Source organism: Sphingomonas faeni, from assembly GCF_024273235.1.
Classification (GTDB): domain Bacteria; phylum Pseudomonadota; class Alphaproteobacteria; order Sphingomonadales; family Sphingomonadaceae; genus Sphingomonas; species Sphingomonas faeni_A.
The window spans coordinates 55,933-69,106 of the sequence record NZ_JANBVH010000025.1 but is presented as its reverse complement, the minus strand read 5'-3'; the positions used below and the strand labels follow the sequence as shown (position 1 = coordinate 69,106).

The following is a 13,174-nucleotide window of genomic DNA, read 5'->3' as shown; positions in this document are numbered from 1 at the left end:
CAAAAGCCGACACTGCCCGCTAAGGACCGCCGGTTCTTTAGCCCTATCGCGGATCGCTGAGCTCGAGACGTCGCGATGGCCGGTCATTCGTCTCGACGGGCCGCGTTATCCGGCCGGGGCAGCGCGGGTCATCATCGCATCGATCTTGGCTTTCGGCAGGTTGATCAGCAAGCCGGTCTTGTTGCGCGCGAACGACCCCACGTCCACTTCCACGGTTCCGACCCCGCTCGCGCTCGCCACCACGGCAAAGCCGTTGGCGACTTTTGCGATCGTGCCGACGACGAGGCCCTCTGCGTCGCGAACCTCCAAGCCTTGCTCGATATCCTTGAGCCTCGCGGGGAACTGACGCAGGAGCCGGCTGGATCCCGCGACTTCGTCATCCAGTCGGCGATAGTTGGTTTGCCGATCGAGCGACGTATCGGAAAAATCGCTCGGCGACGTGCTGATCGACGGCTGGCCCGATGGCGCGGACGAACCAGCGGTCTGCGCCTGCGCCATGCTCGCGGACAATGCTGCCAATGTTGCGGCCGCGAATATGATCCTGCGCATGGTATTTCCCCTATGCCTAATCTCTGCAGCCACGAAATTTCGCTTATAGCGCGCTTTGTTGTATTAGCATAATACCCGTAGTCTGACGAACGCAACTATAAAATATTGATCGTAATCAAGTGCGGTAATCGCACTTGTTATCGACCGTGCCTAAAGAAACTATAGCGGTTTCGAGACATCGCCTGTCCGCAATCCTCTCACGACCGGCTATAATGATTTCGCCAATAGTCGGGCACCCCGGTGCGAAATTCGCGCTCCGCGAAAGCGGACATATGTTCGCCGCGATGATTCCCGATTTTCCATCTCCGAGCGGGCGTTTTGGGAACCGGCAAACGGCCAAAGATTTCCGGAAAGCGGATAAACCCGACGGCTGTCAGCGCCACCAGGCCGTATCGCTGCCCTGCCAGGTTCCCTTTCGGGAAGATCAGATGGCATTTAGACGCACGACATCATGCGCGCGCGAGGCAGGTTGCCGGGTAAGCATCTATTTGCCCCTTACGGTTTGAAGAAGGCGGTGGGGGAGCCACTCAGTTATTAGATCGAGGGTGGCCGGATCAGATATAGGCCATCCTTGATAGTCCCTCTTTCCGGATGCCGTTGAAACAAGCGGTTTGAAACCGTGTTCGACGTTGGGCATCACGACGATTGTAGCATCCTTGTTCTTGCTCAAGGCGCGCCTCGCCTCCGGTATGCTGAGTGCGCTGGATACGACCGTGTCGTCTGCCGCATAAATCGCCAGAACTGGTGCGCGAACCTGCGAAAGGACTTGACTGGCGGCAACGGTGTATAGGGAGGACGTTGCCGGATCGGCCAATGTTTTCACCGCACCTTCGGCCTGATCCGGCTTCCATCCACCGGCGACAAACGACTGGACCAATGCCATGCGACCACCAGCGATCGTTGCACGAGGGGCATTTGTCGTCAGTGCATTGAGATAGAAGCGCGTAGCGCCGACGACGTGCTCGACAGCCTTCGCCTCCATCCCAGACGCCGCCAGTTTCAGCCGCATCGCATCGAGGAACATCACCCCGCGCTCTCCCGCCGGGGCGGCCAGCGCGACAACAGCGGCAATAGGCGGGTTCTCGACAGCAAGCGCCGGCCCGATCACTGCCCCCTGGCTCAACCCCAATATCGCAATGCGATCCTTGTCGACGAGGTCATCGCGCGATCGCAGATAGGCAAGCGCCGCGCGGGCATCGCGTTGCGCGGGTTCCATCGCATCATCGAACGTACCCGTCGATTGGCCTACACCTCGTTTGTCGAAGCTGAGCGTCACTATTCCCTTTGCATGTAGCCTTGCCTCCAACAGCGGATAAATGCCGTGAGGTGAAGCGCCGCCTCCACCCAGCAGCAGCACCGCAGGCTTGCGCGTCTCGCCGGAACGCGGGACATGCAATTCGCCAGCAAGCATGACACCCGGTTCGGATTTGATCCGCACCTGCTCCGCTTGTATTGAAGCCGCTCGGGAGGCATCGGGGTGTGCGTGCACCGGGCCGGAAAGCATCAGGTATACACTGGCAAAAGCGAAGCTGTGCGTGCGTCCTTTGCTGGTCATGATGGCTCCCCGCCTATTCTACTGTGGTCGCCATGATACGACGCGACCGGCCATTCCCTAAACATCATCCTCGCGAGAAAGCCGGCTCGGACAAGAACGCCCATTCGTTGCGCCTTCAGGCGAGGGACGACGTTTCCCGATTGCGGACCTTCATGTCCTCCTACATCGTGTCACAATGACATGGATCGCCGAGATAATCGTCGAAGGCTTCTGGGAAGGTATGGTCGAAGTTGCTTACCGTAAATGGGGGTGGGTTGGCGGTGCGGCGGCTCTGTTGGGGCCTTTCCTAGTTGGCGGAGTGGCATTGTGGATCTTCTTCGGATGACCGCAGACGCTCAATGACGGCGATTCAGGATGAGCCTCTGATCGCCCGTAAGCGGACGCTTCAGACGGACTGCTTGTTCTCCTCGAACGCCGGCCGTAGGACAACGCCATCGGTAACAGGGAGAAGTCATTGGCACTCGAACTTCGGCCAAACTGCGAGTTTTGCGACCGCGATCTTCCACCTCAAGCAACCGAAGCTCGAATCTGTACTTATGAATGCACGTTTTGCTCAGACTGTGTCGACAACAGATTACAGGATGTCTGCCCCAACTGCGGCGGTGGGTTTACCCCCAGGCCGATCCGCCCAGCAACCGAGTGGCGGCCCGGATTGTCAGTCGCGAAGCGCCCCCCTTCTTCACAACGGCGTTTTCTCAATTACGATCTAGCTGACATTGAGGCATTGTCTGTTCGGGTGCGGCACATCTCGCCCGAGGAGCGGTAATCAGTTCGGTGGCTATTGCCATCTGGCTTCCCAAGAGCAGACGGTCCGCTCTCCTCTTCATTCCGGCCATTCCGCTTACGCCCGATTGTGGTCAATTCCTATGAGGTGCTCATGCAGGAGCGAGGCGTTCAACCGTCGCTGTATCGAGATGCTTCCCCGCCGTGAGAAAATCCGCATCGGTGCCCGTCGGATCAAGCCCCAAGGCAAGCAGCAGTTCGTTCAAGCCAAAGCGTCGGTTTACACCGCTGCCTATCAACGTAGCTGTGCGACCTAAGTTGTCCTGCCTGTCTTGGACGCAATGAAAGGTGACACTATCGACGACGGTCTCACCATATTGATGAGTTTTAACGATCTGCTCCGAATACTGGGGAGGACCGTTGGCGGCCTGATAGCTCAAGGCATATCCATACTCTGCTACGAGGATGGCAAACGCAAGATTGTAAGGTTTCATCACGTGGAACCTTACTCCGATCACTGCCCTGCGGCTATAGCGGTTCATACAACGAACGGCAGCTAACCTTCCCATTCGAGACATCGGCTTGGTGCTCGAGGCAAGCGGCCGTGCGTGCGGTGGGAGCTCTGTTTGGGGGGCTGCTGCCGCGTTGGTCGTTCAGCCGGGCGGGGATTGTTTGGCGATGCCCCACCCCGGCCCTCCCCTGAAGGGGAGGGGGTTAGCGGACCACTTTCGCGCGCCACGTGGTGATGTAGTCGATGTTGCCGCGGCATTCGCCCATTTCGGATTGTTCGGACAGGCGCAGGCGGGTGCCGTCCCAGACGAAGCCCTGGATCACGCCGCAGTCGCCCAGGCCGCGGGCCTTGGCGTAGCTGGTCAGGATGCCGTTCTCGAAAGAGCCGTTCACGACGCTCCTTACCCGCGTGCCGGAGTCGGCGCCGGTTTCCTCGAAGCCGGACGGGGCGTCGGTCTCGGCTGGCGTGATCTTCGCGCCGTCGATGATGAAGAGCGCGCCGATCAGATTGTAGGCGCCGGTCGAGCAGGGGAGGATCGCGAGCGACTTGCCGCCGCCCAGCGCGTGGACTTCGGGGGCGAACAGTTCCGGGTCCGCGCCGGGGGGGAAGTTGCCGAGATCGCAGGTGCCGCGTTTGCGCATCGTCGCGATCTGCGCGGGGGTGAGTTTTGCGGCGCTGCCCGACGGTGCGACCGCGGCGATGACGGGGAGGGCGGGGGTCGGTGCGCGCGAGGGGGCGGGGCCCTTTGCGACGATCGCGTCGGTGCTGCCGGCGCGGCCCTGTTGCGCGTCGATGTAGCGGAGCGCGGCGGCGGCGCCCTTTAGCGAAACGGTGGCGAGCGTGGCGCCGTTCGCGTCGAGGATCTTCAGCGACTGGGCGTTGGCGATCGCGGCGGCGAGGGCGGCGGCGTCGCGCAGGGCTATGGGTTTGCCGTCGACGGTGAAGCTGGCGGGCGGGCGCTTGGTGGCGGCCTGGTCGTTGCGGGTTTCGATCGCCAGCGAGACTGTGCCGCCGCCGCTTGCGACCGAGCCGGGATCTCGGGTGAGGTTGAGCGTGATCGTGTCCTCGCCGATGCTCGCGTCGGGGAGGAGCGAGCCGAGCGTGCAGCGTAAGCCGTTGTCGCAGCCTACGGTCCAGTCGGTGAAGGTCTTGGTCGTGCCGGGCTTTGGCGGCGCGTGCGTGTCGGTCGTGGGGGGCGGCTGGGGTGCCGTCGGAGTGGCGGGCGCGGGCTCGGTGCTGGCCCCGGGCGCGGAGTCGGCCTTGGGCTGCGGCGTGGGCTGGCTTGGCGAACAGGCCGTCGTCAGCGGGAGCATGACGAGGGGCGCGAGGGCGGAAAAGATCGGTTTGCTCAGCATGATTGCAGCCTAGCGCGCTGGCAGCGCGGGGAAAAGCGGCTAGGGAGGGGGCAACAAATCAGGAGAGAGATGTGCAGACGATCGGTGTGATTGGTGCAGGCCAGATGGGCGCGGGCATCGCGCAGGTTTCGGCACAGGCGGGGTACCGCGTGCTGCTGGCGGACGTGTCGCTGGAGGCGGCCGAGAAAGGCAAGGCGGGGATCGCCAAGGCGCTTGGCCGGCTGGTCGAGAAGGAGAAGATCGCGGGCGAGGCGCGCGATGCGGCGCTGGCGGGAATCGAGCCGGTCGCGAGTGTGGCGGACATGGGCGACTGTGCGATCGTCGTCGAGGCGGCGACCGAGCGCGAGGCGGTGAAGCGCCAGATCTTCGCGGAGGTCGGCAAGGTGCTGGGGCCGGATGCGATCCTGGCGTCGAACACGTCGTCGATCCCGATCACGCGGCTGGCACAGGCGGCGCCCGATGCGGCGCGGTTCATGGGGGTGCATTTCTTCAACCCGGTGCCGGTGATGCGGCCGATCGAGCTGATCCGGGGGCTGGCGACGTCGGACGCGACGGTGGCGGCGGTCGAGGCGTTCGCGGAAAAGCTCGGCAAGCAGGTGGTGCATGCGAACGACGCGCCGGGCTTCATCGTCAACCGCGTGCTGATGCCGATGATCAACGAGGCGTGCTTCGCGCTGGGCGAGGGCGTGGCGAGCGTGCGCGACATCGATCTCGCGTGCCAGCTCGGGCTGAACCATCCGATGGGGCCGCTGACGCTGGCGGACTTCATCGGGCTGGATACGTGCCTGGAGATTACGCGCGTGCTGTTCGAGGGGACGGGCGATCCGAAGTTCCGGCCGGCGCCGGTGCTGGTGAAATATGTCGAGGCCGGGTGGTTCGGGCGGAAGACGGGCCGCGGGTTCTATGACTATTCGGGGGCGGAGCCTGTGCCTACGCGGTGAGGGGTGCTGCACTTCCCTGTTCTCCCGCGAAGGCGGGAGTCCAGTCTGGGTCCCCGCCTTCGCGGGGAAACAGGGGCGTGCGGGTGAGGGTGCGCAACCGGCACTTGTGGTTTGGGGAGGCTACGCGATGATTGTCGCTTGCCTCCCCTGGCGGGAAAGGGGTGGATCGATCCGCCCTAGAACTGCCCGCCGATGTTGAAGGTGATGAGCTTGTCGTCGTCGCCGGGGGCCTTGAGCAGGGCCTTGGCGACATCGATGCGGAGCGGCCCGAACGGGGAGGTCCAGTTGACGCCGACGCCGACCGACAGGCGCGGGCTGGCGGTGTTGCCCGAATAGGTCTCTTTATAGGTGCCGAGCGAATAGGTGTAGGGCGTGCCGGTGTTGGTCGTCGTGCTCGAGCCTGCCGAATCGAGGTACAGCAGTTCGCCCGAGCCGTTGGTGTATTGGCGGGTGCCGGCGACGCATGCGGTCGAGGCGGCGTTGGCGGCGGCGCAGGTGTCGGTGAGCGTCGGGGTCTTGCCGCCGAACACCGCGCCGACGTCCATGTAGATCGACGGACGCAGGCCAAGCTCGCGCGCGCCCGACCCCATCGGCAGTTCGAGTTCCAGGCGGGCCTGGTAATAAGCGGTGCCGCCGAGCGCGGTCTGGGTGTTCGAGCTGCTGGTGCTCGACAGCGTCGCGGGGATCGTCGAGGTGTCGTAATAGGTGCGCGTCACGCGCGGGCCGACGCCGCGGATGTCGAAGCCGCGCATCTGCGGATCGCCGAGATAGAAGCGGTCGGTGAGCCGGACGTCCTGGCCCAGGCCCTTGATATACCCGCCCTCGGCATGCGCCGACAGGATGAAGCTCGATCCGAGGTTCATGTACTTGGTGTAGTTGGCGGTGCTGCGGATGTATTTGGTGTCGCCGCCGAGGCCGGCGAAGTCCTGGCTGATGCTGAGCTTGCTGCCCTTGGTCGGGCGGACGCGGCTGTTGGTGTTGTCGAACACCAGCGAATAGCCGACCGACGAGGTCCAGCGATTGCCGACCGCGTCGCACAGATACGTGCCCGCGATCCCGGGATCGCACACGCCGTTGGTGTAGTAGGTGTCCTCGTCGAGCGTGACCTGGTCGTAGGACAGCCCGTAGCGCGCGGTGGCGGACCAATATTCGGTGAGCGGGACGGCGGCGCGGACCTGGAAGCCGGTCGAGACCTGTCGGTAGGTCGTGTCGTCGCTGTCGCCGGTGGTGCTGGACGAACTATAGTCGCGACGGAAGATATCGCCGCCGAGCGCCACGTTGGTATCGAACAAATAGGGTTCGGTGAAGCCCAGGCTGACCGACTTCGAATAGCTCGAGATGCTGGCGTTGGCGCGCAGTTCCTGGCCCATGCCGCGGAAGTTGCGCTGCGTGATGCTGGCCGAGGCGATGAAGTTCTCCAGGCTGGAATAGCCGGCGGAGAGTTGCAGTTCGCCGCTGGATTTCTCCTCGAGGTTGGTTTCCAGGATCACGCGGTCGGGGGCGGAGCCCGGCAGCTGCTTGATCGTCATCTTGTCCTGGAAATAGCCGAGCGAGTTGATCCGGTCCTCCGAGCGTTTGACCTGGAAGCTGTTGAACGCGTCGCCCTCCGCGAGGCGGATCTCGCGGCGGACGACCTTGTCCTTGGTCTGCGTATTGCCGTTGATCTCGATGCGCTCGACGTACGTGCGCTTGGCCTCGGCGATGTTGAAGTTGATCCCCATCGTCAGCGTGTCGGCGTCCTTCGCGAACTCGGGGTTCACTTCGGAAAAGGCGTAGCCGAACAGGCCTGCGGTCTGGCTCAAATTGTCGACCGAATCCTCGACGAGCTTGGCATTGTACCAGTCGCCCTTTTTCAGCGGGAGCGTGGCGGCCAGCTTCTTGCCGTCGAAGTCGCGGATCTGGCTGTCGACGGTGACGTCGCCGAATTTATAGCGTTTACCCTCCTCCACCACATAGGTGATGATGAAGTCCTTCTTGTCGGGCGTCAGTTCCGCCACGGCCGAGGTCACGCGGAAATCGGCATAGCCTTGCGTCAGGTAGAATTGGCGGAGCTTCTGCTGGTCGTAGCTGAGACGATCCTGATCGTAGCTGGTCGCCGACGAGAGGAGCCGTTTGAAGCGGGCCTGCTTGGTCGCCATCTGCGCGCGGATCTGGTCCTGCGAGAAGACGGTGTTGCCGAGGATGTTGATCTGGCGGACCTTCGACTTGGGGCCCTCGCTGATCTCGAACACGACGTCGACGCGGTTCTGGTCGAGGTTGACCATCTTGGGATCGATGACCGCCCCGAACCGGCCCTGGCGGCGATAGAGTTCGATGATCCGGGCGATATCCTGGCGAACCGCGGTGCGGGTGAAGATCTGGCGGGGGGCGAGCTTGATCTCCTTGGTGATCTTGTCGCTCTTGAGCGCCTTGTTGCCCTCGATCACGATGCGGTTGACGATCGGGTTCTCGCGCACGCGCAACACGATGTTGCCATCGGCGACGCCGGCGATCGAATAATCGGCGAACAGGTCGCTGGCCTGGAGATCCTTCAGCGCCTGGTCGAGCGTCTCGGTGGTGTAGGGCTTGCCGACGCGCAGCTTGGTATAGCTGAGGACGGTCTCGGGCTCGATCCGCTGCGAGCCCTCGACGCGCAGGGTCCTGATGGTGCCGGCGGCAACCGCGGCGGGCGTAGGTCCGGGCGCGGGTGCGGGTGCGGGGGGCACCCGGGTTTGTGCCGTCGCCGGTGCGGCCATCGTCCCGGCGAGTATCAAAGCCAGGGAACCGGCGCCTAAATCCAACATCATGCCTGCGTCTCCGGGGGTGAAGGGCGGCGCTGTGGGGGGCATGTTTCCCCGGGATGTTCCGGTGTGACGGGAGATCGCAGACGTGCAACATGGCCGGGCGAGCGCATCCGGGCGCGCGTGCGATCGGGGCACGATCGGGCGCGTGGCCTACGCTATGTCGCAGTCCTGTCACGCGGTGCGGCAGGGGGACATTCACCGGACACCCGCGGCCCCTAGCGACGGCGATGCAGGACGACCCCTCGCCTGCGTCACGAAAAGGCCGATCATGCGCGTTGCCATCAAAGGCGTGTCGACACCCGAACCCATCCGCCCCGGCGCATCGCCGCCGATCGTCGACAACCCGTTCGCCCCCGAGATCTTCGCGACCGGCTTCACCGGGCTCGCCAACCTTAGCGGCGTGATCGTGCTGACGCTGGAGAGCGCGCGCTGCGACCATACCCGCCAGCCGGCAGGGATCGACCGGGTCGTCGTCGGCCGGATCGCGCTGACCAGCAGCGCGGCGCAGGATCTGGTGGCGGGGCTGAACCAGTTCCTCGAACAGCAGGGCCTGAGCCCGTCCAAGGCGATCGCGGCCGGGGCGACCTTCCAATGAGCGCGGCCGGAGGACGGGTCAGCATGCCGGGGATGATCAGCGCGGCGGGAACGGTCGGCGCGGCGGGATATCCGTCGATCAGCCACAGCGTGCGGTTCGCGATCGCGCGGGCCAGGAATGCCGCGGGGGGCGGTATCCTGTGGACCAGAGCGACGCTGGCACCGATCCGCATATCGCGGATAGTCTTCGCCCGGCGAAACGCGGCGAGGACGGGGGCGGCAAGTTACGGACCTGTCGCAGAACAGGCTTCGTGACGGTCACGGCTTTTCATGTCCAATGTAAGGATAATTCTTATTGATTCAGGTTGGTGAAGATCGGGACGATCGACGATCCCGCATGTGGACTGTTGTAGATAGCGATGCCTGAAGTGCCGCAGGCCGACTATTTCACAGGCGGTCGAGCAGCATAGGGATCGTATTCGATCGACAGCCGTTCCGTCGAACGCTTGGCTGGCATTGCAGTGGCACAGGCCATTGATTAGATGTCAGCCACTTAGCGTTTATCGACGAATGGGCGGCTGTGACTGACATACTCGATGGCGCCCTCGAACGCGCCCCAAGACCAATGCCGACTTTGACGGCCGATGCCGAGCGCATTGCCGCCGAACTGATCGGGCAGGATAGCGGCACCGACCCGTTCGTCGCCGCGGTGCGCGCCACGCGCATGCCGATGATCATCTCGAACCCGCGGCTGCCCGACAATCCGGTGGTGTTCGCCAACAATGCGTTCTGCCTGCTGAGCGGCTATTCCCGCGAGGAGATATTGGGGCGCAATTGCCGGTTCCTGCAGGGGCCGGGGACCGACCCCGAGACCGTGGCGAAGATCCGCGAGGCGGTGCGGCGGGTCGAATCGATCGAGATCGACATCCAGAATTTCCGCAAGGACGGCGAGCCGTTCTGGAACCGGCTGTTGATGGCGCCGGTCTACGACACCGAGGGCGCGCTGGCGTATTTCTTCGCGAGCCAGGTCGACGTGACGATCGAGCGCGAACGGCTGAAGGGGCTGGAGACCAGCAATGCCTCGCTGATGGCGGAGCTAACCGACCGGTTGCGCATCCAGCAGGAGCAGGAGCGCGAGCTGGCCTTCACGCTGAGGGCGGCGCGGTTCGGGACGTGGAGCCTGGAGATCGCCACGCTGCAGCTGACCGCGTCGGAAACCTGCAAGGAGATCTTCGGTCGACCCGCCGACGAACCGTTTTCGTACGAGGACCGGCTGGCGGCGATCCACCCCGACGACCGCGAGAACAGCGTCGCGGAGGTGCAACGCTGCATCACCGACGGGACGGATTATGACGTGGTGTACCGCATCCATCGCCGCGACGGCGAAATGCGGTGGATCGGATCGCGCGGGCAGCCTTTCTTCAATGCCGACGGCGAGGCACTGCGGATCGCAGGCGTATCGACCGACATCACCGACCAGCGCCGAAGCGAGAACATGCGGTCCGCGCTGGTCGAGCTGGGCGACGTGTTCCGCGATACCGAGGACCCGGACGACATCTCGTTCGAGGCCGCGCGGATCATCGGCCGGACGATCGACGTCAGCCGCGCGGGATACGGCGAGATCGATGCCGCGTCGGAGACGATCGGAATCGTCCGCGACTGGAACGCGGCCGGCGTCGCGCCGCTCGCGGGGCGCTTCGCGCTGCGCCGGTTCGGATCGTATATCGACGATCTCGCCAAGGGTGAGGAAGTGTGTATCGGCGATGCGCGCACCGATCCCCGGACGCAGGCGACCGCCGACGCGCTCGAATCGGTCGATGCCCGCGCGATCATCAACATGCCGGTCATGGAGAACGGCCAGCTGGTGGCGATGCTGTACCTGGGCAACGCCGAGGCGCGACGCTGGCGGGCCGACGAGGTGACGTTCGTGCGCGAGGCGGCCGAGCGGACCCGGATCGCGACCGAGCGGCGGCGCACCGAACAGGCGCTGGCGACGCTTGCCGAATCGCTGGAGCAACAGGTCGCGGCGCGGACCGACGAGCTGCAGCATGCCGAGGATGCGCTGCGCCAGTCGCAGAAGATGGAGGCGGTGGGCCAGCTGACCGGCGGCGTCGCGCATGATTTCAACAATTTGCTGACCGTCATCCGATCGGCGACCGACCTGTTGAAGCGGCCCGATCTGAGTCCCGAACGACGGGAGCGCTATGTCGATGCGATCTCCGACACGGCCGACCGTGCGGCCAAACTGACCGGGCAGCTGCTCGCGTTCGCACGGCGACAGGCGTTGCAGCCCGAGGTGATCGACATCGGCCAGAGCCTGCGGGTGATTGCCGACATGCTGGGGACGCTGACCGGATCGCGGATCGTGGTCGCGATCGACCTGCCCGAGATGCCGTGCTTCGCCAGCGTCGACCCGAGCCAGCTCGACACCGCGCTGGTGAACATGGCGGTCAACGCGCGCGATGCGATGGACGGCGCCGGGCGGATCGACATCGCGGTGCGGCCGGCATCGTTCATCCCCCCGGTCCGCTCGCACCCCGCGGTCGAGGGGCGGTACGTGGCGATCGCGATGACCGATACCGGATCCGGGATCGCGGCGGACAAGCTGGAGCGGATATTCGAGCCGTTCTTCACGACCAAGGGCGTCGGGCAGGGCACCGGGCTGGGCCTGAGCCAGGTGTTCGGGTTCGCCAAGCAATCGGGTGGCGACATCATCGTCGACAGCGAACTGGGCCGTGGCACGACGTTCACGCTGTACCTGCCGCGGGTCGACGAGCGGGTCGCGACGGCGGGCGACGATGCGCTCGAAACCCTGGCGGACGGGCATGGGACGTGCGTGCTGGTGGTCGAGGACAATAGCGAGGTGGGAACGTTCACGACCCAGTCGCTGGCGGAACTCGGCTATGTCACGGTGTGGGCGGCGGATGCGCAGGAGGCGCTCGCCGAACTGGCCAGGGACGCGACGCGGTTCGACATCGTGTTCTCGGACGTGGTGATGCCGGGGATGAACGGCATCGAACTCGGCAAGGTGATCCGGTCGAAGTATCCGGACCTGCCGGTGGTGCTGACGTCGGGGTATAGCAGCGTGCTGGCGCAGGACGGGACGCATGGCTTCGAACTGCTGCACAAGCCGTATTCGGTGGAGCAATTGTCGCGGGTGCTGCGCAAGGTTGCTGGGTAGGGAGCGTCCTGGGCCTCGGGCGCTGCGATGGGGGCAAGTGTTCGCTTGAGAGCTGGCAGGCGGTATTTGCCGCTGGTCGTGGTTGTCGTCGAGGTGTATCCTCCTGCCCATGATCCGCGAGCGTGCCCTGTTCGATACGAGCGATCCGGCCGCAGAGGCCAAGGCCGATGCGCGGGCGGACGCAGACGTGCAGAATGGGCGTTTGATAAGTCACGATGCGGTGAAGCGCTGGCTATCGTCATGGGGCTCGCCCGAGCCTCTACCCCGCCCCCGCGTCGGCGAGTAGTTGCGCATCGTCTGGACGGACGATGCCGTCGCCAATCTAGAGGCGATCGTTACCTATGTCTCGGCGTTCAATCCCGTTGCTGCCAGTGCACTGGGCGCTCGGCTTATCGCGGTCGCCGATAGCCTTACGAGTTTTCCAGATCGCGGCCGCGATGTGGGCGGCGGACGGCGTGAACGTACGACGGTCTGGCCGTATATTCTTCGCTATCGCGTGGTCGGCGACTGCGTGATCATCTTGCGCGTCAGGCATGGTGCACGAGACGAGGAGCGGGCGCATGATCCAAGCGAATGAGTCGGAGCAGTTGGCTCGGCGCGACTATGATGCGTGGAAACGTGCCAAGATCGAACGCGGGATGGCGCAAGCGCGCGACCGCTCGGTGATGATCCCGATCGAACAGGTGCTGCGCGAACTGATGGTCTGAATGTGGCAGGGCGTAAGGACCGTTCGCTGCAAGCCGAGGTGCAATCGTCAGGTTAGCCGGCGATGAAGACTGTCGGCTGACTGTTCGAACCCGTTCGGCCAAGCGAGCGCGCCGCGTTCGATGAATGCGCGGGCGAAGTAGGCGGGGTCGGCAAGAGGGCGCGTCATGACCGTGTCGCGTGCGATGAGATCGGCGCCGGACCAGAGCGCGGCTGCGCCGTCCGAGAATGCGAGTTGCAGGACGTCGTCACCAACCATGGCGAGGCGGACGAGCTTGATCATCGAGATCTGCATCGGCGATCATCTCCAGCGGCAACAGGGCGACGCCGCATTGGC

General features: G+C 64.3%; 15 protein-coding genes. 9 read left to right on the top strand and 6 right to left on the bottom strand.

The window, feature by feature from the left end; genetic code table 11:
* Positions 1-105: 105 nt before the first annotated feature.
* Both NLI89_RS14315 and NLI89_RS14310 read right to left on the bottom strand, forming a co-directional pair.
* Positions 106-549, bottom strand: a complete 444-nt coding sequence (locus NLI89_RS14315; RefSeq protein ID WP_254687627.1) for a hypothetical protein — start codon at positions 547-549, stop codon at positions 106-108.
* 484 nt (positions 550-1,033) lie between these two features.
* A complete protein-coding gene (locus NLI89_RS14310) occupies positions 1,034-2,104 on the bottom strand; it encodes an alpha/beta hydrolase (protein WP_254687626.1) in 1,071 nt (356 codons plus the stop codon).
* Positions 2,105-2,279: 175 nt separating this feature from the next.
* Between NLI89_RS14310 and NLI89_RS14305 the strand changes: the two genes are divergently transcribed.
* On the top strand, positions 2,280-2,429 hold the full coding sequence (locus NLI89_RS14305) for a hypothetical protein (protein WP_254687625.1): 150 nt from the start codon (positions 2,280-2,282) through the stop codon (positions 2,427-2,429).
* Positions 2,430-2,558: 129 nt separating this feature from the next.
* A complete protein-coding gene (locus NLI89_RS14300) occupies positions 2,559-2,870 on the top strand; it encodes a DUF1272 domain-containing protein (RefSeq protein ID WP_254687624.1) in 312 nt (103 codons plus the stop codon).
* 109 nt (positions 2,871-2,979) lie between these two features.
* Here NLI89_RS14300 and NLI89_RS14295 read toward each other — a convergent pair whose 3' ends face one another.
* Positions 2,980-3,321, bottom strand: coding sequence for a hypothetical protein (locus tag NLI89_RS14295; RefSeq protein WP_254687623.1), 342 nt, complete (start codon positions 3,319-3,321; stop codon positions 2,980-2,982).
* 220 nt (positions 3,322-3,541) lie between these two features.
* Positions 3,542-4,693 carry a DUF1176 domain-containing protein gene (locus NLI89_RS14290; RefSeq protein ID WP_254687622.1) on the bottom strand — a complete coding sequence of 384 codons (1,152 nt, stop codon included), beginning with the start codon at positions 4,691-4,693 and terminating at the stop codon, positions 3,542-3,544.
* A 71-nt stretch (positions 4,694-4,764) separates the two neighbouring features.
* On the opposite strand from NLI89_RS14290, the gene NLI89_RS14285 reads away from it, so the two are divergent.
* Entirely contained in the window at positions 4,765-5,634 is an 870-nt protein-coding gene (locus NLI89_RS14285; protein ID WP_254687621.1) for a 3-hydroxybutyryl-CoA dehydrogenase, read from the top strand.
* Positions 5,635-5,810: 176 nt separating this feature from the next.
* On the opposite strand, the gene bamA is transcribed toward NLI89_RS14285, so the two are convergent.
* On the bottom strand, positions 5,811-8,420 hold the full coding sequence (gene bamA / locus NLI89_RS14280) for an outer membrane protein assembly factor BamA (protein ID WP_439144518.1): 2,610 nt from the start codon (positions 8,418-8,420) through the stop codon (positions 5,811-5,813).
* A gap of 265 nt (positions 8,421-8,685) precedes the next feature.
* Here bamA and NLI89_RS14275 point away from each other — a divergent pair, with 265 nt between their 5' ends.
* The 6 genes from NLI89_RS14275 (at position 8,686) to NLI89_RS14250 (ending at position 12,839) form a co-directional block, all read left to right on the top strand.
* Positions 8,686-9,012 (top strand): hypothetical protein, encoded by a 327-nt coding sequence (locus tag NLI89_RS14275; protein WP_254687620.1) that lies wholly within the window; start codon positions 8,686-8,688, stop codon positions 9,010-9,012.
* Positions 9,013-9,035: 23 nt separating this feature from the next.
* Entirely contained in the window at positions 9,036-9,266 is a 231-nt protein-coding gene (locus NLI89_RS14270) for a hypothetical protein (RefSeq protein ID WP_254687619.1), read from the top strand.
* A 310-nt stretch (positions 9,267-9,576) separates the two neighbouring features.
* Positions 9,577-12,132 carry a PAS domain-containing protein gene (locus NLI89_RS14265; protein WP_254687618.1) on the top strand — a complete coding sequence of 852 codons (2,556 nt, stop codon included), beginning with the start codon at positions 9,577-9,579 and terminating at the stop codon, positions 12,130-12,132.
* Between the two features lie 109 nt (positions 12,133-12,241).
* Positions 12,242-12,418, top strand: a complete 177-nt coding sequence (locus NLI89_RS14260; protein ID WP_254687617.1) for a CopG family transcriptional regulator — start codon at positions 12,242-12,244, stop codon at positions 12,416-12,418.
* Positions 12,419-12,709, top strand: a complete 291-nt coding sequence (locus NLI89_RS14255) for a type II toxin-antitoxin system RelE/ParE family toxin (RefSeq protein ID WP_254687616.1) — start codon at positions 12,419-12,421, stop codon at positions 12,707-12,709.
* Positions 12,693-12,839, top strand: a complete 147-nt coding sequence (locus tag NLI89_RS14250) for a hypothetical protein (protein WP_254687615.1) — start codon at positions 12,693-12,695, stop codon at positions 12,837-12,839. The genes NLI89_RS14255 and NLI89_RS14250 overlap by 17 nt, the downstream gene beginning before the upstream one ends.
* Before the next feature lie 47 nt (positions 12,840-12,886).
* Here the strand turns inward: NLI89_RS14250 and NLI89_RS14245 are convergent, their stop codons facing one another.
* Complete coding sequence (locus tag NLI89_RS14245) at positions 12,887-13,132, bottom strand: DUF2442 domain-containing protein (RefSeq protein WP_254687614.1); 246 nt, start codon at positions 13,130-13,132, stop codon at positions 12,887-12,889.
* Positions 13,133-13,174: the final 42 nt, after the last annotated feature.

What these genes read in the sequence shown, in the direction of transcription:
- NLI89_RS14260 (WP_254687617.1), top strand. Translation starts at nt 12,242, where the DNA reads ATGATCCGCGAGCGTGCCCTGTTCGATACGAGCGATCCGGCCGCAGAG.
- NLI89_RS14265 (WP_254687618.1), top strand. Translation starts at nt 9,577, where the DNA reads ATGCCGACTTTGACGGCCGATGCCGAGCGCATTGCCGCCGAACTGATC.
- NLI89_RS14290 (WP_254687622.1), bottom strand. Translation starts at nt 4,693, where the DNA reads ATGCTGAGCAAACCGATCTTTTCCGCCCTCGCGCCCCTCGTCATGCTC.
- NLI89_RS14275 (WP_254687620.1), top strand. Translation starts at nt 8,686, where the DNA reads ATGCGCGTTGCCATCAAAGGCGTGTCGACACCCGAACCCATCCGCCCC.
- NLI89_RS14245 (WP_254687614.1), bottom strand. Translation starts at nt 13,132, where the DNA reads ATGCAGATCTCGATGATCAAGCTCGTCCGCCTCGCCATGGTTGGTGAC.
- NLI89_RS14305 (WP_254687625.1), top strand. Translation starts at nt 2,280, where the DNA reads ATGACATGGATCGCCGAGATAATCGTCGAAGGCTTCTGGGAAGGTATG.
- NLI89_RS14295 (WP_254687623.1), bottom strand. Translation starts at nt 3,321, where the DNA reads ATGAAACCTTACAATCTTGCGTTTGCCATCCTCGTAGCAGAGTATGGA.
- NLI89_RS14310 (WP_254687626.1), bottom strand. Translation starts at nt 2,104, where the DNA reads ATGACCAGCAAAGGACGCACGCACAGCTTCGCTTTTGCCAGTGTATAC.
- NLI89_RS14250 (WP_254687615.1), top strand. Translation starts at nt 12,693, where the DNA reads ATGATCCAAGCGAATGAGTCGGAGCAGTTGGCTCGGCGCGACTATGAT.
- NLI89_RS14270 (WP_254687619.1), top strand. Translation starts at nt 9,036, where the DNA reads ATGCCGGGGATGATCAGCGCGGCGGGAACGGTCGGCGCGGCGGGATAT.
- NLI89_RS14315 (WP_254687627.1), bottom strand. Translation starts at nt 549, where the DNA reads ATGCGCAGGATCATATTCGCGGCCGCAACATTGGCAGCATTGTCCGCG.
- bamA (WP_439144518.1), bottom strand. Translation starts at nt 8,420, where the DNA reads ATGATGTTGGATTTAGGCGCCGGTTCCCTGGCTTTGATACTCGCCGGG.